Source organism: Streptomyces exfoliatus (genome assembly GCF_000725545.1).
Taxonomy (GTDB): Bacteria; Actinomycetota; Actinomycetes; order Streptomycetales; family Streptomycetaceae; genus Streptomyces; species Streptomyces exfoliatus.
Genome location: NZ_JNZP01000007.1, coordinates 1 through 23,871 on the forward strand (window position 1 = coordinate 1; position 23,871 = coordinate 23,871).

13 protein-coding genes, 1 tRNA gene and 1 rRNA gene are annotated in these 23,871 nt (G+C 71.8%); 11 read left to right on the plus strand and 4 right to left on the minus strand.

Annotated features, from left to right (window positions below; genetic code table 11):
* Positions 1 to 98 (plus strand): 5S ribosomal RNA (gene rrf, locus IO20_RS37505); the annotation flags it as partial.
* 4 nt (positions 99 to 102) lie between these two features.
* A tRNA-Thr gene (locus IO20_RS0110030) sits at positions 103 to 175 on the plus strand.
* A gap of 95 nt (positions 176 to 270) precedes the next feature.
* On the opposite strand, the gene IO20_RS0110035 is transcribed toward IO20_RS0110030, so the two are convergent.
* A complete protein-coding gene (locus tag IO20_RS0110035) occupies positions 271 to 2,913 on the minus strand; it encodes a SpoIIE family protein phosphatase (RefSeq protein WP_037635119.1) in 2,643 nt (880 codons plus the stop codon).
* Between the two features lie 268 nt (positions 2,914 to 3,181).
* On the opposite strand from IO20_RS0110035, the gene IO20_RS0110040 reads away from it, so the two are divergent.
* The 9 genes from IO20_RS0110040 to IO20_RS41260 all read left to right on the plus strand — a co-directional run bounded on the left by IO20_RS0110040 (position 3,182) and on the right by IO20_RS41260 (position 17,454).
* Positions 3,182 to 8,659: a HAMP domain-containing protein gene (locus IO20_RS0110040; RefSeq protein ID WP_078945907.1), complete on the plus strand. Its 5,478-nt coding sequence runs from the start codon at positions 3,182 to 3,184 to the stop codon at positions 8,657 to 8,659.
* Positions 8,660 to 8,953: 294 nt separating this feature from the next.
* The gene (locus IO20_RS0110045; RefSeq protein ID WP_030548042.1) at positions 8,954 to 9,625 is read left to right on the plus strand and encodes a response regulator; all 672 of its coding nucleotides are present in this window, start codon (positions 8,954 to 8,956) and stop codon (positions 9,623 to 9,625) included.
* Positions 9,626 to 9,751: 126 nt separating this feature from the next.
* Entirely contained in the window at positions 9,752 to 12,577 is a 2,826-nt protein-coding gene (locus IO20_RS0110050; RefSeq protein WP_051874340.1) for a DNA translocase FtsK, read from the plus strand.
* 271 nt (positions 12,578 to 12,848) lie between these two features.
* Positions 12,849 to 13,673: a helix-turn-helix domain-containing protein gene (locus IO20_RS0110055; protein ID WP_030548046.1), complete on the plus strand. Its 825-nt coding sequence runs from the start codon at positions 12,849 to 12,851 to the stop codon at positions 13,671 to 13,673.
* A 90-nt stretch (positions 13,674 to 13,763) separates the two neighbouring features.
* Complete coding sequence (gene rimO / locus IO20_RS0110060) at positions 13,764 to 15,251, plus strand: 30S ribosomal protein S12 methylthiotransferase RimO (protein ID WP_030548048.1); 1,488 nt, start codon at positions 13,764 to 13,766, stop codon at positions 15,249 to 15,251.
* Positions 15,248 to 15,919, plus strand: a complete 672-nt coding sequence (pgsA, locus tag IO20_RS0110065; protein ID WP_030548050.1) for a CDP-diacylglycerol--glycerol-3-phosphate 3-phosphatidyltransferase — start codon at positions 15,248 to 15,250, stop codon at positions 15,917 to 15,919. The genes rimO and pgsA overlap by 4 nt, the downstream gene beginning before the upstream one ends.
* Positions 15,916 to 16,437, plus strand: a complete 522-nt coding sequence (locus tag IO20_RS0110070; RefSeq protein ID WP_030548052.1) for a CinA family protein — start codon at positions 15,916 to 15,918, stop codon at positions 16,435 to 16,437. Before pgsA ends, IO20_RS0110070 begins: the two co-directional genes overlap by 4 nt.
* A 109-nt stretch (positions 16,438 to 16,546) precedes the next feature.
* On the plus strand, positions 16,547 to 16,930 hold the full coding sequence (locus tag IO20_RS0110075; RefSeq protein ID WP_030217612.1) for a helix-turn-helix domain-containing protein: 384 nt from the start codon (positions 16,547 to 16,549) through the stop codon (positions 16,928 to 16,930).
* Between the two features lie 254 nt (positions 16,931 to 17,184).
* Complete coding sequence (locus IO20_RS41260) at positions 17,185 to 17,454, plus strand: hypothetical protein (RefSeq protein WP_078945908.1); 270 nt, start codon at positions 17,185 to 17,187, stop codon at positions 17,452 to 17,454.
* On the opposite strand, the gene IO20_RS0110080 is transcribed toward IO20_RS41260, so the two are convergent.
* From IO20_RS0110080 to IO20_RS0110090, 3 genes are all read right to left on the minus strand, one after another.
* Entirely contained in the window at positions 17,402 to 18,169 is a 768-nt protein-coding gene (locus tag IO20_RS0110080; RefSeq protein WP_030548054.1) for an SDR family NAD(P)-dependent oxidoreductase, read from the minus strand. The two genes, IO20_RS41260 and IO20_RS0110080, sit on opposite strands and share 53 nt — an antisense overlap.
* A gap of 32 nt (positions 18,170 to 18,201) precedes the next feature.
* The gene (locus tag IO20_RS0110085; protein ID WP_030548056.1) at positions 18,202 to 19,053 is read right to left on the minus strand and encodes an Fpg/Nei family DNA glycosylase; all 852 of its coding nucleotides are present in this window, start codon (positions 19,051 to 19,053) and stop codon (positions 18,202 to 18,204) included.
* 110 nt (positions 19,054 to 19,163) lie between these two features.
* Positions 19,164 to 23,813 (minus strand): Lhr family ATP-dependent helicase, encoded by a 4,650-nt coding sequence (locus IO20_RS0110090; RefSeq protein ID WP_030548058.1) that lies wholly within the window; start codon positions 23,811 to 23,813, stop codon positions 19,164 to 19,166.
* Positions 23,814 to 23,871 lie beyond the last annotated feature (58 nt).

The window sequence follows — 23,871 nt, forward strand, 5'->3', positions numbered from 1 at the left end:
GGGAAACGCCCGGTTACATTCCGAACCCGGAAGCTAAGCCTTTCAGCGCCGATGGTACTGCAGGGGGGACCCTGTGGGAGAGTAGGACGCCGCCGAACACCCGCCCTTTTAGCTCAGTCGGTAGAGCGTCTCCATGGTAAGGAGAAGGTCAACGGTTCGATTCCGTTAAAGGGCTCAAAGTAGAAAGGCCCCCGCCTCGTGGCGGGGGCCTTTTTGCGTTTCCAGGAGTGTGCCGGGCCGGCGGTCCCCTTTCGGGGACCGCCGGTGTCGTCAGCGGGGGTCCGGTTCGCGCAGACGCATCGCCAGGATGGCCATGTCGTCGGAGGCCGGGGCCTGGGCGAAGCGCTCCACGGCTCGGAGGACCCGGGAGGCGACCGCGCCGGCCGTCAGACCCGTGCACGTCTTGAGGACTTCGGCCAGGCCGTCGTCGCCCAGCATGCGGGTGCCCTCGCGGCGTTCCGTCACGCCGTCCGTGACACAGAGAAGGACGTCGCCGGGGTCGAGCGTGATCTTCTGCTCGTACAGCTCCAGGTCCTCCATGACGCCGAGGAGCGGCTGCGGTTCGGCCGCGGGGCTGACCGTGCCGTCCGGACGGAGACGGAGAGGGAGCGGGTGACCCGCGCAGACGACCTTGAGGATCGCGGAGCCGTCCTCCTGCGGGAGCATCTCGCCGTAGAGGAGGGTCAGGAAGCGGCTGCGGGCGCCCTCGTCGAGGATCGCCGCGTTCAGCCGTTCCAGGACGGCCGGGCCGCCGAAGCCCTCGCGGGCCAGGAGGCGCAGTGCGTGGCGGGCCAGACCGGTGACCGCGGCGGCCTCCGGGCCCGTACCGCAGACGTCGCCGATGGCGAAGCCGTAGACGCCGTCACGGATCGGGAAGAGGTCGTAGAAGTCGCCCCCGACCTCGTTGCCCTCGCCGGCCGCGCGGTAGATGACGTCGACCTCGACACCGGGGATCACCGGGAGGCCGGGCGGCAGGAGGCTGCGCTGGAGGGACTGGCTGATCGCCATGCGCTCCGAGTAGAGGCGGGCGTTGTCCAGGGCCAGGGCGGCCCGGCGCGAGAGGTCCTCGGCGAGCTCCAGGATCTCCTGGCGGAAGTGGTCGTCCGAGGGCCGGCCGAGCGTCAGCATGCCGATGACACGGTTGCGGGCGACCAGGGGCAGCACGACCGTCTCGCCGGCGACCGTGCTCGCGGTGGCCAGCGTGGTGTCGATGCCGGAGGAGAGCGGGCTCGTGGGGTGGTCGAGGGCGCGGACCGAGGCGGTCAGCGCGGCACGGTGGGCTGCGTCGGCCGGTGCCGCCCAGACGCGGGCGCCCGGCGTCGGCACCGGGTCGGGCGGCGAGATCGAGGAGAGTAGGTCCTTCAGGCCGTCGATGCGGTCCTCGTCCTCGTGCAGCACGTACGAGAGGTACGGGTCGGAGGACTGGTCGGCGATCGTGTAGACCGCGCACCACGTGGCGAGGGTCGGGACCGTCATCTGGGCCATCAGGGCCAGCGTCTGATCGCGGTCCAGGGTGCCGGCGAGGAGGTCGGAGGCCTCGACGAGGAAGCTGAGGGAGCCTCTGCGGAGGCGTTCGAGCTCGCCGAGACGGGCGGACTCGACGGCGAGGGCGATGCGGTCGGCCGCGAACTGGAGGCGGAGGGCCTCCTCGTTGGAGTAGCGGTTCGCGGCCTCGGCGGCCACGCCGAGGGAGCCGGTGAGCCGGCCCTCGACCTTGAGGGGGACGGTGACGACCGAGCGCATGCCGGTGCCTTCGAGGAGCGGGACGGCGCCCGGGACCGCGGCCAGGTCCTCGTGGACCGCGGGCATCCGGGCGGAGCCGTAACGGCTGGCGCCGGTCTCGACGGGGACGCGGGCGAAGCGCTGGCGGGCGGCCGGGAGGCCGGTGGTCGCCCGTACCTCCAGCTCCGTCTCGTCGTCGGTGGCGAGGAGCAGGAAGGCGGCGTCGCCGTCGAGCATGTCGCGGGCGCGTTCGACCGTGCGCTGGAGGAGTCCGTCGAGGTCGTCGGGGGCGGGGGAGCCGATGAAGACCTCGAAGGGGTCGGCGGTGCGGCCCTCGGAGCCCTCGGCGGCGGGGCGGTGCGGGGTCTGGAGGACGGCCCGTTCGTGCTCGCGTACCAGGAGGCAGACGGTGGAGGGTTCGCCCTGGGCGTCGCGGACCCGGAGGTGCGCGGCGTAGACGGGGATGACGCGGCCGTCGGCGCAGCGGATGCCGTAGCTGCCCTCCCAGCGGGAGAGGCGCAGCGCCTCGGCGAGGCCGGTGCCGATGCCGGGGGTGTGAGGCCAGGCGGCGAGGTCGCCGAGGGGCTTGCCGGTGACCTGCTCGGGGTCGTACCCGAAGAGGTCCTGGGCGTGCTCGTTCCAGGCGGTGACGGCTCCGCCGCGGTCGATCTGCACGACGGCGACGCGGACGCGGCTGTCGGTGACCGGGAGGAGCGCGTCGGGGAGGACAGGGCCCGCGGAGCGGGTGCCGACCGGGCGCTGGGCGAGGTCGAGGTGGAACCAGACGTGCTTGCGGGTGGGGGTGTAGTCGACGCCCCAGCGGTGGGCGAGGGCGGCGCAGAGCAGCAGGCCCCGGCCGTTCTCGCGGTCGGGGCTGCCGAGCGAGCGGCCGCCCTGGACGGGGATCTCGCGTTCGGGATAGCGGTCGGCGACCTCGACGCGGATGCTGTCCTCGGCGCGGAGGCAGAGGACGTCGGCGGCGGTGCCGGCGTGGATGACGGCGTTGGTGACGAGCTCGCTGGTGAGGACGACGGCGTCGTCGACGAGTTCGGGGTGTCCCCAGCCCTGGAGGGTGTCCCGGACGAAGGCGCGGGCGGCCGCGACGGACCGCCCGACGGGCTCGAAGCTGGCAGTCGCCCGCGCGGTGATCACAGCACTCCTCGTACGCGTCTCGACGCCCGGCTCTGCCATGCTCGGTCTGTCCCTCCCGCTGCCCGGTGGTCGTGCGCACACCACACCGCCCCTGCCGGGCGGACCGGGGCGGCTGGACAGCCGGAAGCCAGGTTACTTACCTTCTCGGTGCGCGCGGATGCCGGTCGTGGTGATTCCGTCCCCCGGGGGTAGGGACGCTGTGCGAAGCTGCCGAACTGTTATCGCCTGGTTGGGTGGCGGTGAAACACTGGGCAGGCTACCGGTGGAAGCCGGAGCGGTACGGTCGACCCCTTTCGGGAGGGACACGGTGGAACCTGGCACGGCGGCGCGGCGCGGCGGAGGCAGCGGTACGCGCGCGAGGGGCGGGCGTTCCCGTGGGGGGACGGTGCAGGTCGACGCTGCGGCGTTGGAGCGGCTTCTGGGCGCTCTGGTGTCGATGCGGGACGGGAACCTCCGCAGGCGGCTCACGGTCTCGGGCGACGGGGTCATGGCGGAGATCTCCGCCGTGTTCAACGAGGTCGCGGACCGGCAGATGCATGTGACGGGCGAGCTGTCGCGGGTCCGCCGCGTGGTGGGGCGCGAGGGCAAGCTGTCCGAGCGCCTGGAGGCGGGGGCCAGTGAGGGGGCGTGGGCGGCGGCGATCGAGGCCGCGAACGCGCTCGTCGACGATCTGGCCCGGCCGGTCTCCGAGGTGGGCCGGGTGCTCTCGGCGGTGGCCGAGGGCGATCTGGACCAGCGGATGGACCTGCGTTCGGAGGGTGCCGACGGGGCCGTGAGGCCACTGCGCGGCGAGTTCCTGAAGGTCGCTCGTACCGCCAACAACCTGGTCGACCAGCTGTCGGTGTTCGCCTCGGAGGTGACGCGGGTCGCCGTCGAGGTGGGTACCGACGGCAAGCTGGGCGGGCAGGCGCAGGTGCGTGGGGTGTCCGGTTCGTGGAAGGACCTCACGGACTCGGTCAACACGATGGCGAACCGGCTGACGGCACAGGTGCGGGACATCGCCCTGGTGACGACGGCGGTCGCGGACGGCGACCTGTCGCAGAAGGTCACGGCGAACGTCGCCGGCGAGATGCTGGAGCTGAAGAACACCGTCAACCGGATGGTGGACCAGCTGTCGTCGTTCTCCTCCGAGGTGACCCGCGTCGCCCGTGAGGTGGGTACGGAGGGGGAGCTCGGCGGTCAGGCCGAGGTGGCCGGGGTCGCCGGTGTGTGGAAGGACCTCACGGACTCCGTCAACACGATGGCCGGCAACCTGACCAACCAGGTGCGGGGCATCGCCGAGGTGACGACGGCGGTCGCCAACGGTGACCTGTCGCAGAAGGTGCGGGTGTCGGCGCGCGGGGAGATCGCGCAGCTGGCGGACACGATCAACCAGATGACCAAGACGCTGCGGACGTTCGCCGACGAGGTGACCCGGGTGTCCGGCGAGGTCGGTGCGCAGGGTCTGCTCGGTGGTCAGGCGCAGGTGCCGGGGGCCGCGGGGACGTGGAAGGACCTCACGGACTCCGTCAACACGGTCTTCCGGAACATCACCACGCAGGTGCGGGACATCGCGCAGGTGACGACGGCGGTGGCCAACGGTGACCTGTCGCAGAAGGTCACGGTCGACGTGGCCGGCGAGATGCTGGAGCTGAAGAACACCGTCAACACGATGGTGGACCAGCTGTCCGCGTTCGGTTCCGAGGTGACCCGGGTGGCCCGCGAGGTCGGTGTCGAGGGTCTGCTCGGCGGTCAGGCCGAGGTGCCGGGGGCGGCGGGGACGTGGAAGGACCTCACGGACTCGGTGAACACGGCCTTCCGCAACCTGACCGGTCAGGTGCGGGACATCGCGCAGGTGACGACGGCGGTGGCCAACGGCGACCTGTCGCAGAAGGTCACCGTGGACGTGGCCGGCGAGATGCTGGAGCTGAAGAACACCGTCAACACGATGGTGTCGCAGCTGTCGTCCTTCGCGGACCAGGTGACCCGGATGGCCCGCGACGTGGGCACCGAGGGCCGGCTGGGCGGTCAGGCGCGGGTGGACGGCGTCTCCGGGCGCTGGCGGGAGCTCACCGACTCGGTGAACTTCATGGCCGGCAACCTGACCTCGCAGGTGCGGCAGATCGCGCAGGTGACGACGGCCGTCGCGCGGGGCGACCTGTCGCAGAAGATCGACGTGGACGCGCGCGGCGAGATCCTTGAGCTGAAGAACACCATCAACACGATGGTCGACCAGCTCTCCGCCTTCGCCGAGCAGGTGACCCGGGTGGCCCGCGAGGTGGGCACGGACGGGCGGCTCGGTGGTCAGGCGCAGGTGCCCGGCGTGGCCGGGGTGTGGCGTGACCTGACCGACTCGGTGAACGGCATGGCCGGGAACCTCACCACCCAGGTGCGCAACATCGCGCAGGTCGCCACCGCGGTCGCCCGCGGTGACCTGTCGCAGAAGATCGACGTGGACGCGCGCGGCGAGATCCTCGAGCTGAAGAACACCCTCAACACGATGGTGGACCAGCTGTCGAACTTCGCCGAGCAGGTGACCCGGGTCGCCCGAGAGGTGGGTACCGAGGGCATCCTGGGCGGTCAGGCCGAGGTGCAGGGGGTCTCCGGCACCTGGAAGGACCTGACCCAGTCGGTGAACTTCATGGCGAACAACCTCACCATCCAGGTGCGGAACATCGCCGAGGTCACGACGGCCGTCGCCAAGGGCGATCTGTCGAAGAAGATCACGGTCGACGCCCGGGGCGAGATCCTGGAGCTGGTGACGACCGTCAACACGATGGTCGACCAGCTGTCGAACTTCGCGGACGAGGTCACCCGCGTGGCCCGCGAGGTGGGCACGGAGGGCATCCTCGGCGGTCAGGCCCGGGTGCGGGGAGTCACCGGCACCTGGAAGGACCTCAGCGACAACGTCAACCTGATGGCCAACAACCTGACCAGTCAGGTGCGGAACATCTCCCGGGTCTCCGCGGCCGTCGCCAACGGCGATCTGACGAAGAAGGTGACGGTCGAGGCGCGGGGCGAGGTCGCCGAGCTCGCCGAGACCGTCAACACCATGGTGACGACCCTGTCCTCGTTCGCCGACGAGGTCACCCGGGTGGCCCGCGAGGTGGGTACCGAGGGCGAACTGGGCGGTCAGGCGCGGGTGCCGGGCGTCTCCGGCACCTGGAAGGACCTGACCGAGTCGGTGAACTCGATGGCCGACAACCTCACCGGCCAGGTGAGGCAGATCGCGGCCGTCACCACCGCCATCGCCAAGGGCGATCTCACCAAGAAGATCGACATCGACGCGCGCGGTGAGATCCAGGAGCTGAAGAACACCATCAACACGATGGTCGACCAGCTGTCGAACTTCGCCGAGGAGGTCACCCGCGTGGCCCGCGAGGTGGGCACCGACGGGCAGCTCGGCGGCCAGGCGCGGGTCCGGGACGTGGAGGGCACCTGGAGCGACCTCACCGAGTCCGTGAACGAGATGGCCGGGAACCTCACCCGGCAGGTGCGGGCCATCGCGGCCGTCGCCACCGCGGTGACCCGCGGCGACCTCAACGTCAAGATCGACGGTGTGGACGCGGCCGGCGAGATCCAGGCGCTTCAGGACAACATCAACACGATGATCTCCAACCTGCGCGACACCACCCTCGCCAACGACGAGCAGGACTGGCTCAAGAGCAACCTGGCCCGCATCTCCGGCCTCATGCAGGGCCGGCGGGACCTCGACGACGTGGCCTCGCTCATCATGAGCGAGCTGACGCCGGTGGTCTCGGCCCAGCACGGCGCCTTCTTCGTGGCCATGCCGACGGGCTCCGCCCACAGCGACGCCGAACTCGTCGGTGAGGGCGACGGCTCGTACGAGCTGCGGATGCGCGGGAGTTACGGGTACTCCACCGGTTCCATGCCGACCTCGTTCCGGCCCGGGGAGACGCTCATCGGTACGGCCGCCGAGGAGAAGCGGACCATCCAGGTCAACGTGCCGCCGGGCTATCTGAAGATCTCCTCGGGTCTCGGGGAGGCCTCGCCCGCGCACGTGATCGTGCTTCCGGTGCTCTTCGAGGGCAAGGTCCTCGGGGTGATCGAGCTGGCCTCGTTCCAGCCGTTCACGCAGATCCAGCGGGACTTCCTCAACCAGATCGCCGAGCTCATCGCGACCACCGTCAACACCATCAGCGTCAACACCAAGACCGAGGTGCTGCTCCAGCAGTCGCAGGAGCTCACCTCGCAGCTCAAGGAGCGCTCGGCCGAGCTGGAGCACCGGCAGAAGGAACTCCAGGGCTCCAACCTGGAGCTGGAGGAGAAGGCCGAGCTGCTCGCCCGGCAGAACCGCGACATCGAGGTGAAGAACACCGAGATCGAGGAGGCCCGGCAGGTCCTGGAGGAGCGGGCCGAGCAGCTCGCCGTCTCCATGCGCTACAAGTCCGAGTTCCTGGCGAACATGTCGCACGAGCTGCGCACCCCGCTCAACTCGCTCCTCATCCTGGCCAAGTTGCTCGCGGACAACGCCGAGACGAACCTGACGCCGAAGCAGGTCGAGTTCGCCGAGACCATCCACGGAGCCGGGTCCGACCTGCTCCAGCTGATCAACGACATCCTCGACCTGTCCAAGGTCGAGGCGGGCAAGATGGACGTCTCGCCGACGCGGATCGCCCTCGTCCAGCTCGTCGACTACGTGGAGGCGACCTTCCGGCCGCTCACGGCGGAGAAGGGGCTCGACTTCTCGGTACGAGTCTCGCCCGAGCTGCCGGCCACGCTCCACACCGACGAGCAGCGGCTGCTGCAGGTGCTGCGCAACCTGCTGTCCAACGCGGTCAAGTTCACCGACACGGGCGCGGTGGAACTGGTGATCCGGCCGTCCGGGGCGGACGTGCCGCAGTCGATCCGGGAGCAGCTCCTGGAGGCCGGCTCGCTGCGGGACCCGGAGGCGGACCTGATCGCCTTCTCGGTGACCGACACCGGGATCGGGATCGCCGCGAGCAAGATGCGGGTCATCTTCGAGGCGTTCAAGCAGGCCGACGGAACGACCAGCCGGAAGTACGGCGGTACGGGTCTCGGGCTCTCCATCAGCAGGGAGATCGCGCGGCTGCTCGGCGGCGAGATCTTCGCGGCGAGCGAGCCGGGCCGGGGTTCGACGTTCACGCTCTATCTGCCGCTGAGTCCGACGGAGCTGCCGGCGGGTGCCTACGGGCAGGGGACGCAGGACGCCGACGATCCGCAGGGTGCCGAGGCCGAGGCGGACGGGGCCGTCCACCCCTTCCCGCACTTCCCGCCGCCGCCCGTGCGGACGGAGGCGCGGTCGGGGGCCGGGGCGCTGTTCCGGCACCGGCGGAAGGCCGCGGCGGAGGCGACCGGGGCGCGGATGGCGGTGCCGGGGCAGAACGGTCAGCAGGCGGCGGCCGAGCGGGCGGAGCAGGAGGCGGAGCCGCGCCGCACCTTCTCCTTCTCCGGGGAGAAGGTGCTCATCGTCGACGACGACATCCGTAACGTCTTCGCGCTCACGAGCGTCCTGGAGCAGCACGGGCTCGCGGTGCTCTACGCGGAGAACGGGCGGGAGGGCATCGAGGTCCTGGAGCAGCACGACGACGCGTCGATCGTCCTGATGGACATCATGATGCCCGAGATGGACGGGTACGCGACGACGACCGCGATCCGGCGCATGCCGCAGTTCGCGGGGCTGCCGATCATCGCGCTGACGGCGAAGGCCATGAAGGGCGACCGGGAGAAGGCGATCGAGTCCGGGGCGTCGGACTACGTGACCAAGCCGGTCGATCCGGATCATCTGTTGTCGGTGATGGAGCAGTGGATGCGGGGGGAGTGACTCCGCTCCGGGGGCCCGCGGGCAGCGCCGCGCGGGCCCCGGCTCCTCGCTGACGGACTGTCGCCAAGAGGGTGTGAGGGCCCTGGATACGGGGAACCTTCTGGTCTCCCACCGCGTTTCAGGTACGTGCACAGTGACATCGCGGTGACAGGGTGTGGCGACGGGCGGGGTGCGGCTACGATGACCGGCACAAGGACGGACGGCGTTAGGGAGTCGTCTTCTGGGGCGGCGCCCGGTGCTTCTCCTGGTTCGGGGAGCCGGGGGGAGCCGTTGCCGGGACGAGGAGGACGGGGCATGGTGCAGAAGGCCAAGATCCTCCTGGTCGATGACCGGCCGGAGAATCTGCTGGCGCTGGAGGCCATTCTCTCCGCGCTCGATCAGACGCTGGTGCGGGCATCGTCCGGGGAGGAAGCGCTCAAGGCGCTGTTGACGGACGACTTCGCGGTCATCCTGCTCGACGTCCAGATGCCGGGGATGGACGGTTTCGAGACCGCCGCGCACATCAAGCGGCGGGAGCGGACCCGGGACATCCCGATCATCTTCCTCACCGCCATCAACCACGGACCCCACCACACTTTCCGTGGGTACGCGGCCGGGGCGGTCGACTACATCTCGAAGCCGTTCGACCCGTGGGTGCTGCGCGCCAAGGTCTCCGTCTTCGTCGAGCTGTACATGAAGAACTGCAAGCTGCGCGAGCAGGCCGCTCTGCTGCGGCTGCAGTTGGAGGGCGGCGAGGGCGGTCACGGCAAGGAGTCCGCCGGTCTGCTCGCCGAGCTCTCCGCCCGGCTCGCGGCGGTCGAGGAGCAGGCGGAGGCGCTGTCCAAGCAGCTCGACGACGACTCCGCCGACGCGGCGGCCGTCGCCACCGCCGCGCATCTGGAGCGCAAGCTCACCGGGCTGCGCCGGGCCCTGGACGCGCTGGAGCCCGGCACCGGCACCGCGCCGACGCTGCCGGCCCAGAGCTGACCCGCCGTCACCGAGGCGTCGCGGCGGCGCGATCCGCCGTGATGCGGCGTCAGCTCGGCGCCTCCGCAAGGGCGACACGAACGGGTGAGGCGGACAGCCGGTCCTCACACCGGTAACCTCGGCACCATGGCTTCACGTACGTCCGGCAAGGGTTCCCAGGGCACGGCGGGCACCGCAAAGCCGCGCGCCGGCCGTACGACGGGCGCCGCGAAGAAAGCGGCCCCCGCGAAGCCCCCCGTCAAGCCGCCCGCGAAGAAGGCACCGGCCAAGAAGGCCGCGCCCGCCAAGCGGGCGCCCGCGCGGAAGACGGCGGCGAAGAAGGCCCCGCCCCGTCCCGCGCCGTCCCCCACCGGGGGTGTGTACCGGCTCGCCCGCGGTGCCTGGCTCGGTCTCGCCCATGCGGTGGGGGCGATGTTCCGGGGGATAGGGCGTGGCGCCAAGGGCCTCGACCCGGCCCACCGCAAGGACGGGCTCGCGCTGCTGCTCCTCGGTCTCGCGCTGATCGTCGCGGCGGGCACCTGGTCCAACCTCCGCGGGCCCGTCGGCGATCTCGTCGAGATGCTGGTGACCGGGTCCTTCGGCCGGCTCGATCTGCTCGTGCCGCTGCTCCTGGGCGCGATCGGTGTGCGGCTGATCCTCTATCCGGAGAAGCCCGAGGCCAACGGCCGGATCAGCATCGGTCTGTCCGCGCTCGTCATCGGCGTCCTCGGCCAGGTCCACATCGCCTGCGGCTCGCCGGGGCGCGGGGACGGCAGCGAGGCCATGCAGGACGCCGGTGGCCTGATCGGCTGGGCCGCGTCCCAGCCGCTCGTCTTCATGATGGGCGAGGTCCTGGCCGTACCCATGCTGGTGCTGCTCACGATCTTCGGGCTGCTCGTCGTCACCGCCACCCCCGTCAACGCGATCCCGCAGCGGTTGCGCGCCCTCGGCGCCAGGCTCGGCATCGTCGAACCCGCGTACGACCCGGCGGAGGAGCGCGGCGAGGGACAGGAGGGGTACGAGGGGTACGACGAGGAGTGGCGGGAGGCGCGGCCGCGGCCCCGGCCCGTCCGGCGCCGCGCGGCCGGTCCGGCGCAGCCGTACGACGTGGACCGGGCCGAGGAGGAGATGCTGGAGCGGCGCGGGCGTGCGGCGCGACGCCCCTCCGAGCGGCCCGACTTCGACCTCGGTCTCGACCCGGTGGACGTCGCCGCGGCGGCCGCCGCCGCGCTCGACGGCGCGGTGCTCAACGGCATGCCGCCCTCGCCGATCGTCGCCGACCTGACCAGGGACGTGACCGCCGAGCGGAAGGCCGCGAAGGCCGCCGCGAAGAGTGCCGGGGAGGTGGGGGAAGCGGGGGCGGGGGCCGCTCCCGTGCCGCCGGCCCGTGGTGGGGACCAGCGGCCCGGCGGAGGCGTACCGGATCTGACCAAGCCCGCGCCCGAGCCGACCGATCTGCCGCCCCGCGCCGAGCAGCTCCAGCTGTCCGGCGACATCACGTACGCGCTGCCGTCGCTCGACCTGTTGGAGCGGGGCGGGCCGGGCAAGACGCGCAGTGCCGCCAACGACGCCGTGGTGGACGCGCTGACCAACGTCTTCACCGAGTTCAAGGTCGACGCGGCCGTCACCGGCTTCACCCGGGGGCCGACGGTCACCCGGTACGAGGTCGAGCTCGGGCCCGCCGTGAAGGTCGAGAAGATCACGGCCCTGACCAAGAACATCGCCTACGCCGTCGCCTCCCCCGACGTGCGGATCATCTCGCCGATCCCCGGCAAGTCCGCGGTCGGCATCGAGATCCCGAACAGCGACCGGGAGATGGTCAACCTCGGGGACGTGCTGCGGCTCGCCGCCGCGGCGGAGGACGACCATCCGATGCTGGTGGCGCTCGGCAAGAACGTCGAGGGCGGCTACGAGATGGCCAACCTGGCGAAGATGCCGCACGTGCTGGTGGCGGGCGCCACCGGCTCCGGCAAGTCCTCGTGCATCAACTGCCTGATCACCTCGATCATGATAAGGGCGACCCCGGAGGACGTCCGGATGGTCCTGGTCGACCCCAAGCGGGTCGAGCTCACCGCGTACGAGGGCATCCCGCACCTGATCACCCCGATCATCACCAACCCCAAGCGGGCCGCCGAGGCCCTCCAGTGGGTGGTGAAGGAGATGGACCTCCGCTACGACGACCTGGCCGCCTTCGGCTACCGGCACATCGACGACTTCAACCAGGCGATCCGGGACGGCAAGATCAAGCTGCCCGAGGGCAGCGAACGGGAGCTCAACCCGTATCCGTACCTGCTCGTCATCGTCGACGAGCTCGCCGACCTGATGATGGTGGCGCCCCGGGACGTCGAGGACTCGATCGTGCGCATCACGCAGCTCGCGCGCGCCGCCGGCATCCACCTGGTGCTCGCCACCCAGCGGCCGTCCGTGGACGTCGTCACCGGTCTCATCAAGGCGAACGTGCCGTCCCGGCTCGCCTTCGCGACCTCCTCGCTCGCCGACAGCCGCGTCATCCTCGACCAGCCCGGCGCCGAGAAGCTCATCGGAAAGGGTGACGGTCTGTTCCTGCCGATGGGTGCCAACAAGCCCGTCCGCATGCAGGGCGCCTTCGTCACCGAGGCCGAGGTCGCGGCCGTCGTACAGCACTGCAAGGACCAGATGACCCCGGTCTTCCGGGAGGACGTCACCGTCGGCACCAAGCAGCGCAAGGAGATCGACGAGGACATCGGCGACGACCTCGATCTGCTGTGCCAGGCCGCCGAACTCGTCGTCTCCACCCAGTTCGGCTCCACGTCGATGCTCCAGCGGAAGCTGCGCGTCGGCTTCGCGAAGGCCGGCCGGCTGATGGACCTGATGGAGTCCCGGAACATCGTCGGGCCGAGCGAGGGCTCGAAGGCACGTGACGTGCTCGTCAAGCCCGACGAGTTGGACGGCGTGCTCGCCGTCATCCGCGGGGAGTCGCATTCGGGCGAATAGCGGGGGAGCGGAGGGGAGCGGCCGGGGAGCGGCGGCGGATTCCGGAGTGGGCGCGAGGTGGCGGGGTACGCGATCGAGACCGGGCCGAGACTCACTCGTAAGGGAACGGAGGGCAACCGTTTCCCCTGGCCGTACGTCAAGTTGGAGGGAGGGACAGAAGGATGTCCCATCCTCATGGCGTACAAACAGCACCCGCCCGGTTGCCCCACCCTTTCGTACCACCCATAGACTGAACGTCCAGCAGGTGGCTACACGCTCGAAAGGCGCTCTCGTGTCCATCGGCAACTCCCCCGAAGACGACCGGACCTTCCCGGCAGACGACCGGGACTCGATCGGTCGCGCTCTCCAGCAGACCCGCATCGCCGCCGGTCTCACCGTCGAAGAGGTCAGTGCCTCCACCCGTGTCCGGATCCCGATCGTGCACGCCATCGAGGAGGACGACTTCTCGCGGTGCGGCGGCGACGTCTACGCCCGCGGGCACATCCGTACCCTCGCGCGCGCCGTCGGCCTCGATCCGGCCGCGCTGATCGAGCAGTACGACGCCGAGCACGGTGGTCGTCCCGCGCCCACCCCCGCCGCCCCGCTGTTCGAGGCGGAACGCATCCGCCCCGAGCCGCGCCGGCCCAACTGGACCGCCGCGATGGTCGCGGCCATCGTCGCCGTCGTCGGTTTCGTCGGCTTCACGATGTTCAACGGCAACGAGGCTCCGAAGGGCACCACCACCGCCGACGGCGGCCCGGCGCCCGCACCGGAGAAGGCCCCCTCCGCCGCCAAGCCCACGCCCGTCAAGCCCGCCCCGAAGCCGACCGAGAGCGCCATCGCCGCCGTCCCGCAGGACAAGGTGACGGTCAAGCTCTCCGCGATCGACGACAAGAGCTGGATCTCGGCCAAGGGCCACGACGGCAAGCTGCTCTTCGACGGCCTCCTCCTCGAGGGCGAGTCGAAGACCTTCCAGGACGACGAGCGCATCGACCTGGTGCTCGGCAACGCCGGCGCGATCGAGCTCCACGTGAACGGCAAGAAGATCGCGGACAAGTTCGAATCCGGCCAGGTCGAGCGGCTGACCTACACCAAGGGCGACCCCGAGGCGGGCTGAGCCCCGTGATCCCGGCCCCGATGTGACCTCTGTCGCGCAGGTGAACCCTGCGCGACGGGGGAACGGCCGGGACGAAGTAGTCTTGAGTCCATGCCCGAACGCCGTACCGTCGCCCTTGTCACTCTTGGCTGCGCCCGTAACGAGGTGGACTCGGAGGAGCTCGCAGGCCGCTTGGCAGCGGACGGCTGGGAGCTCGTCGAGAACGCCGAAGAAGCGGACGTCGCCGTCGTCAACACCTGCGGATTCGTCGAGGCCGCCAAGAAGGACTCCGTCGACGCCCTGCTCGAAGCCAATGATCTGAAGGACCACGGCAAGACCCAGGCCGTGGTCGCCGTCGGCTGTATGGCCGAGCGGTACGGCAAGGAACTCGCCGAGGCCCTTCCGGAGGCCGACGGCGTCCTCGGCTTCGACGACTACGCCGACATCTCCAACCGCCTCCAGACCATCCTCAACGGTGGCAGCGTCGAGGCCCACACCCCGCGTGACCGGCGCAAGCTGCTGCCGCTCTCGCCCGTGGAGCGCCAGGAGGCCGCCGCGGCCGTGGCCCTGCCGGGACACGGCTCCGTGGACGCTCCCGAGGCCCCCGCCGACCTTCCCGAGGGCGTCGCGCCCGCCTCCGGGCCGCGCGCACCCCTCAGGCGCCGTCTGGACAGCAGCCCCGTCGCCTCCGTGAAGCTGGCCTCCGGCTGCGACCGCCGCTGCTCCTTCTGCGCCATCCCCTCCTTCCGCGGCTCCTTCGTCTCGCGCCGCCCCTCGGACGTCCTGAACGAGACGCGCTGGCTCGCCGAGCAGGGGGTGAAGGAGGTCATGCTGGTCTCCGAGAACAACACCTCCTACGGCAAGGACCTCGGCGACATCCGGCTCCTGGAGAGTCTGCTGCCCGAGCTGGCCGCCGTGGACGGCATCGAGCGCGTCCGCGTCAGCTACCTCCAGCCCGCCGAGATGCGCCCCGGCCTGATCGACGTCCTCACGTCGACCGAGAAGGTCGTGCCCTACTTCGACCTGTCCTTCCAGCACAGCGCCCCGGACGTGCTGCGGGCCATGCGCCGCTTCGGCGACACCGACCGATTCCTGGAGCTCCTGGAGACCATCCGCTCCAAGGCCCCCACGGCCGGTGCCCGCTCCAACTTCATCGTCGGCTTCCCCGGCGAGACCGAAGCGGACTTCGCCGAGCTGGAACGCTTCGTCACCCACGCCCGGCTCGACGCCATCGGCGTCTTCGGCTACTCCGACGAGGACGGCACCGAGGCCGCCACGTACGAGCACAAGCTCGACCAGGACGTCGTCGACGCCCGGCTCGCCCACCTCTCCCGGCTCGCCGAGGAGCTCACCGCGCAGCGCGCGGAGGAGCGGATCGGAGAGACCCTGGAGGTACTGGTGGAATCCGTGGACGAGGAGGACGGCGTGATCGGCCGCGCCGCCCACCAGGCCCCCGAGACCGATGGGCAGGTGCTCCTCACCACGGCCGACGGTGCGAGCCCCGACCTGGCCCCGGGCCGTATGGTCAGTGCGAAGGTCGTCGGCACGGAAGGCGTCGACCTGGTGGCCGAGTGTCTTTTCGAGGAGGCGGGCAGATGACCGGAGTCCCGGCATCCGCGACGGGCGAGACCGGGAGGCCGGCGCCCCGCGGCAAGCTGGGCGCGGCGGCCGTCAACCAGGCCAGCCTGTGGAACATCGCGAACATCCTCACCATGATCCGGCTGGTACTCGTGCCGGGGTTCGTGCTGCTGCTCTTCCAGGACGGCGGCCACGACCCCGCCTGGCGCGCCTGGGCATGGGCGGCGTTCGCCGTCGCCATGATCACGGACGTCTTCGACGGGCACCTCGCCCGTGCGTACAATCTGGTCACGGACTTCGGGAAGATCGCCGACCCGATCGCCGACAAGGCGATCATGGCGGCCGGACTCATCTCCCTGTCCGTCCTCGGGGACCTGCCCTGGTGGGTCACCGGGGTCATCCTGGCCCGTGAACTGGGGATCACCCTGATGCGGTTCTGGGTGATCCGGCACGGGATCATCCCCGCCAGCCGCGGCGGCAAGATGAAGACGCTGGCCCAGGGCACGGCGGTCGGCATGTACGTGCTGATGCTCACCGGCCCCCTGGCCACCCTGCGCTTCTGGGTGATGGCGGTGGCCGTCGTGCTGACGGTCGTCACCGGGCTGGACTACGTACGACAGGCGGTCGTGCTGCGCCGCCAGGGGCTCGCCGAGGAGCGCGCGGCGCGGTCGGAGACGGCGACGCGATGACCGAGGCCGCCCGGGTGCTGGCACTGCTGGCGGAGCGTGGTCACACGCTGGCCGTCGCCGAGTCGCTCACGGGTGGTCTGGTGGCCGCCGAGCTGACCGGTGTGCCGGGAGCCTCGGCCGCCTTCCGGGGGTCCGTCACGGCCTACGCCACGGCCCTCAAGCGGGAGCTGCTCGGCGTCGACGGGGGCCTCCTCGCGGAGCGCGGGGCGGTTGACCCGGAGGTCGCGCTGCAGATGGCGGCCGGTGTACGGGACCGGCTCGGCGCCGACTGGGGGATGTCGACGACCGGGGTGGCGGGGCCCGACCCGCAGGACGGACAGGCGGTCGGGACCGTCTACGTGGCGGTCGCGGGACCGGCCGCGACAGGCGCCGGCGCGGGGAAAGTGGTCTCGTTGAGGTTGAACGGCGCCCGTGCGGAAATCCGTAGAGAGAGTGTACGGAGCGTGCTGGAACTGCTCCTTGAGGAACTCTCGGGAAATGCGCGGGCACAGGATACGGAACACAACGGGGGGAATTGATGTTTGCAGCCCTGAGTGAACACGACATCGCTCCCCGCACGGCCGCAGCGCGAGGCGGTACGGTGGGGCGTGAAGGATGCGGCTACGCGGTCCGAGGAGGGAGCCACCGATGATTCTGCTCCGTCGCCTGTTGGGTGACGTGCTGCGTCGGCAGCGCCAGCGCCAAGGCCGTACTCTGCGCGAAGTCTCCTCGTCCGCCCGAGTCTCGCTCGGCTATCTCTCCGAGGTGGAGCGGGGGCAGAAGGAGGCTTCCTCCGAGCTGCTCTCCGCGATCTGCGACGCGCTGGACGTACGGATGTCCGAGCTCATGCGTGAAGTGAGCGACGAACTGTCACTGGCCGAACTGGCCGAGTCGGCACGGGCGAGCGAACCGGTGCCGACGCCGGTGCGCCCGATGCTCAACTCGGTGTCGGTGACGTCGGTGGCTGGTGTGCCCACCGGGCGGGTGACCATCAAGGCGCCCGCGGAAGCGGTGGACGTCGTCGCCGCCTGACCGAAGTGGGGCGAAGCCCCGGTCGGTGCCTCTTGGTGAGGCGCTGACCGGGGCTTTTCTTCGTTCTCGGTGACTTGTATCTCCTTTGTTCTCTCTTTTGTTGCTTTTGGGCTTCATTGTCTGAGATGCCGGGGTCCGGTGTGCCGTGCCATGGTGGGGGGACGCACGACTGGGCCGTGCGCGCCGGGTCTGCCTCCGGTGCGCCCTCCCGCAGGGTGATCCTGCCGGTCTAGCGTCGACCGCAGGAGGCGGCCATGGTACGGCGACGGGTTACGCCGGCGACGCTCGCGCTGGTCGCGATCGGGCTGGCGGCCGGGGGGCTCTGGTGGTGGGCGGTGCTGCGCCTGCTCCTCGCGCCCGGGGAGACCGGTCCCGTCGAGGGTGCGGTGGCCGCGGGGGGCTGGGGGCTGAGCCTGCTGCCGGTGCACGTGGCCGCCGCGGCGCGGCGGCCGGGCGGGCTCGGGCGGCGCGTCACCAGGGCATCGCGACGCCGCCGTTGGGGCGCAGGATCTGGCCTGTCGTGAACGCGGAGGCGTCCGACGCGAGGTGCAGGACCGCGTGCGCGATGTCCTGTGCCTCTCCGACCCGGCCCAGCGGCGAGTGGCGGATCATCGCGGCTTCCGCCTGCTGCTGAGCGGCCGGCTCATGGCGGTCCGTCATGGGGGTGCGGATCCAGCCCGGGGCGACCGCGTTGACCCGTATGCCGTACCGGCCGGCCTCCGTCGCCAGCGTCTTCGTCAGCTGGACCACGGCCGCCTTGGTGACGCTGTAGCAGAGCAGCCCGGGGCTCGGGGTGTCCATCGCGCCCGAGGCCATCGTGACGATGGAACCCTGGACGCCCGCGGCGATCATCGAGCGGGCCGCCTCCTGGCACGCGTAGAGCACGCCCTTGAAATTGACGGCGAGGACGCGGTCGAGGTCCTCGTCGCGGGTCTCCAGGACCGAACTCGTGTGCATGATCCCGGCGACCGCGGCCATGACGTGGAGGGGGCCCGCGGCGCGGACGGCGGCGGCGAGGGCGGTGCGGTCGGTGACGTCGAGGGTGTGCGGGTGGGCGGTACCGCCCTCGCGCGCGGTCATGGCCACGGTGTCCAGGAGGCCTGCCTCGTCCCGGTCCGCGCAGTGCACGGTGGCACCGGCCTGGGCGAGGAGGACGGCCGTCGCGCGGCCGATGCCGCTCGCGGCGCCGGTGACGAACGCGGTGCGGCCGGTGAGGTCGTACGCGGGGAGTGTCGTCATGTCCGGACGGTACGACCGGATCTGACGGCCCGTCAATTGGCGGGACGGTGGTCGCGGCTGCCCTTCCCGTCGTCGGCGGGGGGCATGGGGTCCGTCGTGTCGGTGGGGCCGTGCTGGCAGCCTGGGCACCAGTACGTGATCCGGTCGCCGAGTTCCGCCTTGCGGATCGGGGCGCCGCAGCGCAGACAGGCATGCCCCGCGCGGCCGTAGACGTGCAGAGGGGTGCCGGGGCGGCGCGTGGTGGTGGTGCGCCGGTCGGGGCGGTCCTTGTTCGCCTCCAGGAGGCGGCGGGCCGTCACGACCAGGCGGGCGGGCACGCCCGGGGCGAGCTCGCCGACCGGCAGCCAGGGCGTGACGCCGGCGAGGAAGGCCAGCTCCGACTTGTACACGTTGCCGATGCCGGCCAGGTTCCGCTGGTCGAGCAGGGCCTCGCCGAGCGACCTGGCCGGGTCGGCGGCCAGTCGGCGCTCCGCCTCCTCGGGGTCCCAGTCGGGGCCGAGCAGATCCGGGCCGAGATGGCCCACCACACGGGACTCCTCCGCGGTACGGATCAGCTCCAGGACCGGGAGCCGGTAGCCGTACGCCGTGGACTCCTCGTTTCCGAGGATCGCCCGGATCTGGTGGTCGGGGCCCCCGCGCGGGCGCTCCCCGGTGGCGTACACCCGCCATGCGCCGTCCATCCGCAGATGCGAGTGGAGGGTGAGGCCGCCGTCGATCCGGGCGAGGAGGTGCTTGCCGCGCGGAGTGACGTCGAGGAGCGTCCGGCCGGTGAGGTCGGCCGTGGCGAACCTGGGCACGCGGAGGTCCGCGCGGGTGAGGGTCCGACCGGCCAGCGCGGTGTGCAGACGGCGGGCGGTCTGCCAGATGGTGTCGCCTTCGGGCACGGTTCCATGATGCCCGGGAGGGGAGGGTGGGGGCGGTTGTGGTCTGTGGGTGTGGCGTGAGGGGTGGGCAGGCCCTGGGGTCTTTCGTTTGGATCAGGGCCGGACACGACCTAGGCGCGGAGGCGGAGGCCTCTCGGGGTGGCCAGGAAGCCCGCCGCTTCCAGGGGGCGGGCCAGGGGGGACGTCAGGGACGTCGTGCCGTTGATCCGTTCCACCGTGACCGTGCCCAGGGCGCCCGCGCGGGCGGACGCGGCCAGCGCCTCCGCCGCCGCCGTCAGGGCGGGGTCGTCCGGCTCGGTCGGCCAGCACAGGAGCGTCTTGCCGCCGCGCTCCATGTACAGCGTGAGCTCGCCGTCGACCAAAACCACCAGTGCGCCGGCCTTGCGCCCCGGCTTGTGCCCCGCGCCGGTCGGCGGCTCCGGCCAGGACAGGGCCGCCCCGTACGCGCTCGCGGGATCCGCCGCCGCCAAAACCAGCGCGCGCGGGCCTGCCGCCGCCTCCACGCCCCGGTCGCGGGCGGTCGCCGCGGCACGCAGCCGGTCCACCGCCCCGTCCATCGCGAACTGGGCCGCGCCGAGCCCCTCCACGACATAGCCGCGGCGGGCCTGGCCGCTGTCCTCGAAGGCGGCCAGGATGCGGTACGTGGCCGAGAAACCTCCCTGCACGCCCTCGGCGGCCACCGCGCCCCGGGTGACCACTCCGTGCCGGTCCAGGAGGGTGCGCGCCAGGGCGTGCGCCCGGTGCGTCGGCTCCGGTTCGAGCGGGGGCAGCAGCGACCATCGGCCCGAGACCGTGGGCGGGCCCGTGCGGGATGCGGGGCGGGCGGCCGCCGTCAGCGTGCCGTACCGGCCGCGGGGGACCGTGCGCCGGGCGCGGTGGGCGGTGGACCCGGCCGTGCGGCCCGAGCCGAGGAGCGAGCGCAGCGGAGCCAGGGTGTCGTTGGTGAGCCGGCCCGACCAGGCCAGGTCCCAGAGGGCGTCGGCGAGCTGGGGATCGGTGGCGTCCGGGTGGGTGGTGGCCCGGACCTGGTCGGCGATCTGGCGGAAGAACAGGCCGTACCCGCCGGAGAGGGTCGTCAGCAGCGACTCGTGCACCGCGGACAGCTCCAGCGGATGCGGCGGCGGCAGGAGCAGCGGTGCCGTGTCCGCGAGGTACAGAGACACCCAGCCGTCCTTCCCGGGCAGGGACCCGGCGCCCGCCCAGAGGACTTCGCCGGTGGTCGTCAGCTCGTCGAGAAGCGCCGGGGTGTAGTCGCGGACCCGCGACGGCAGGATCAGCTTCTCCAGGGCCGAGGCCGGGACGGCCGCGCCCTGGAGCTGCTCGATCGCGCGGGCGAGGCCGTCGATGCCGCGCAGGCTGTTGCTGCCCAGGTGCTGCCACTGCGGCAGGAAGGTGGCGAGCGCCGTCGGGGGCACCGGCTCCAGCTCGTGGCGCAGGGCCGCGAGGGAGCGACGACGCAGCCGGCGGAGGACGGTCGCGTCGCACCACTCCTGGCCGATGCCGGAGGGATGGAACTCGCCCTGGACGACCCGGCCGGAAGCGGCCAGCCGCTGGAGTGCCCCGTCGGTGACGGCCGCGCCGAGGCCGAAGCGGGCGGCGGCCTGGGAGGAGGTGAACGGGCCGTGCGTGCGCGCGTACCGCGCGAGCAGATCGCCGAGCGGGTCCTTGACCGGCTCGGTGAAGGCCTCGGGCACACCGACCGGCAGGGCCGTGCCCAGGGCGTCCCGGAGCCTGCCCGCGTCCTCGATGGCCGACCAGTGCTCCCGGCCCCCGATCCGCACCCGGATCGCGCGGCGCGCGGCCCCGAGGTCGGGCGCCCAGCCGGCCTCGGCACCGCGCTCGACGAGCTCGGCGTCGGTGAGCGGGCCCAGGACCCGCAGCAGGTCGGCGACGCCCTCCGCGTCCTTGATCCGCCGGTCCTCGGTCAGCCACTGGAGCTCCCGCTCCAGCTCGGTCAGGACCTCCGGGTCGAGCAGCTCGCGCAGCTCCGCCTGGCCGAGCAGCTCCGCGAGCAGCCGCGAGTCCAGGGACAGCGCCGCCGCCCGCCGCTCGGCGAGCGGGGAGTCGCCCTCGTACAGGAACTGCGCCACGTAGCCGAAGAGCAGGGAGCGGGCGAAGGGGGAGGGCTCCTGGGTGGTGACCTCGACCAGGCGGACCCGGCGGGCCTCGATGTCCCCCATCAGCTCCGTCAGACCGGGGAGGTCGAAGACGTCCTGGAGGCACTCGCGGACGGCTTCCAGGACGATCGGGAACGAGCCGAACTCGCTCGCCACCTGCAGGAGCTGGGCCGCGCGCTGCCGCTGCTGCCAGAGCGGGGTGCGCTTGCCGGGGTTCCGCTTGGGCAGCAGCAGGGCGCGCGCGGCGCACTCGCGGAAACGGGACGCGAACAGCGCGGAGCCGCCCACCTGGTCGGTGACGATCTGCCCGATCTCGCCCTTGTCGAAGAGCGCGTCGGCCGCGCCGACGGGCGCCTTGTCGGCGTCGTACGTCGTGTCCAGGTGCCGGCTCGGGTCGACCGGTTCGTGGTCGAGGAGGTCCAGGCCCATGTCCAGGCCCATCAGGTCGGCGTCCGGGAGGCGCAGCACGATGCCGTCGTCCGCGTGCATCACCTGCGCGTCCATGCCGTACCGCTCGGCGAGCCGCGCGCCGAGCGCGAGAGCCCAGGGGGCGTGCACCTGCGCACCGAACGGCGAGTGGATGACGACCCGCCAGTCCCCGAGCTCGTCCCGGAAACGCTCGACCAGGATCGTCCGGTCGTCCGGCACGTGTCCGCAGGCCTCGCGCTGCTCCTTGAGGTACGCCAGGACGTTGTCGGAGGCCCAGGCGTCCAGGCCCGCGGCGAGCAGCCGCAGTCGCGCGTCCTCGTCGGCGAGTGCGCCGACCTCGCGGAGGAACGCCCCCACGGCACGGCCCAGTTCGAGCGGGCGGCCCAGCTGGTCGCCCTTCCAGAACGGCAGCCTGCCCGGAACGCCGGGCGCGGGGGAGACGAGCACTCGGTCCCGGGTGATGTCCTCGATCCGCCACGAGGTGGTGCCCAGCGTGAACACGTCGCCGACCCGCGACTCGTACACCATCTCCTCGTCGAGCTCTCCGACCCTGCCCCCGCCCTTCTTGGGGTCCGAGCCCGCGAGGAACACGCCGAACAGGCCCCGGTCGGGGATCGTGCCGCCGGAGGTGACGGCGAGCCGCTGCGCGCCCGGCCGCCCCGTGACCGTCCCGGCGACCCGGTCCCAGACCACGCGGGGGCGCAGCTCGGCGAAGGCGTCCGAGGGGTAGCGGCCCGCGAGCATGTCGAGCACGCCCGTGAACGCCGACTCGGGCAGCGAGGAGAAGGGCGCCGCCCGGCGCACCAGGGCGAGGAGGTCGTCCACCTGCCAGGTGTCGAGCGCGACGATGGCGACGAGCTGCTGCGCCAGGACGTCCAGCGGATTGGCGGGGATCCGCATCGACTCGATCGCCCCCGAGCGCATCCGCTCGGTGACCACGGCGGCCTGCACCAGGTCGCCGCGGTACTTCGGGAAGACGACGCCCGTCGACACCGCGCCCACCTGATGCCCCGCGCGGCCCACGCGCTGGAGTCCGGAGGCGACCGACGGCGGCGACTCGACCTGCACGACGAGGTCGACGGCGCCCATGTCGATGCCCAGTTCCAGGCTGGAGGTGGCCACCACGGCGGGCAGCCGGCCGGCCTTCAGGTCCTCCTCCACCTGGGCGCGCTGCTCCTTCGACACCGAGCCGTGGTGGGCGCGGGCGAGCAGTGCGGGGACCCCCTGCGCGGACCCCGACTGGGCCATGATCTCGGCCGGGGAGGCCGTGTCGGGAAGGGGTTCGCCGGTCGCCCGCTCGTACGCGATCTCGTTGAGCCGGTTGCACAGGCGCTCGGCGAGACGCCGGGAGTTGGCGAAGACGATCGTGGAGCGGTGCGCCTGGACGAGATCGGCGATCCGCTCCTCGACGTGCGGCCAGATCGACGGCTTGTCGCCGCCGTCCTTGCCCTCGGAGGCCGGGGAGCCGCCCAGCTCGCCCATGTCCTCGACGGGGACGACGACGGAGAGGTCGAACTCCTTCCCCGACGGCGGCTGGACGATCTCCACGGCGCGCCCCGGGGACAGATAGCGGGCCACCTCGTCCACCGGGCGGACCGTCGCCGACAGGCCGATCCGGCGCGCGGGGCGGGGCAGCAGCTCGTCGAGCCGCTCCAGGGACAGGGCCAGATGCGCGCCCCGCTTGGTGCTCGCGACCGCGTGGACCTCGTCCAGGATGACCGTCTCCACGCCCGCCAGGGCCTCGCGGGTGGCGGAGGTGAGCATCAGGAACAGCGACTCGGGCGTGGTGATCAGGATGTCCGGCGGCCGGGTCGCGAGCGACCGGCGCTCGGCGGCCGGCGTGTCACCGGAACGGATGCCGACCCGCACGTCCGGCTCGGGCAGCCCTAGCCGCACCGACTCCTGCCGGATGCCGGTCAGCGGCGAGCGAAGGTTCCGCTCGACGTCCACGGCGAGCGCCTTCAGCGGTGACACGTACAGCACGCGGCAGCGCTTCTTCGGCTCGGCCGGAGGGGGCGAGGAGGCGAGTCGGTCCAGGGAGGCGAGGAAGGCGGCCAGTGTCTTGCCCGAGCCGGTCGGGGCGACGACGAGCACGTCGGAGCCCGCGCCGATGGCCCGCCAGGCACCCTCCTGCGCCGCCGTGGGCGCGGTGAAGGCCCCGGTGAACCAACCACGGGTCGCGGGGGAGAACGAGTCGAGCGCGGACCTGACCATGCCCCCCATCGTGCACCCACGCACTGACAACCGCCCGGACCTGCGCGAATCCGCTGCC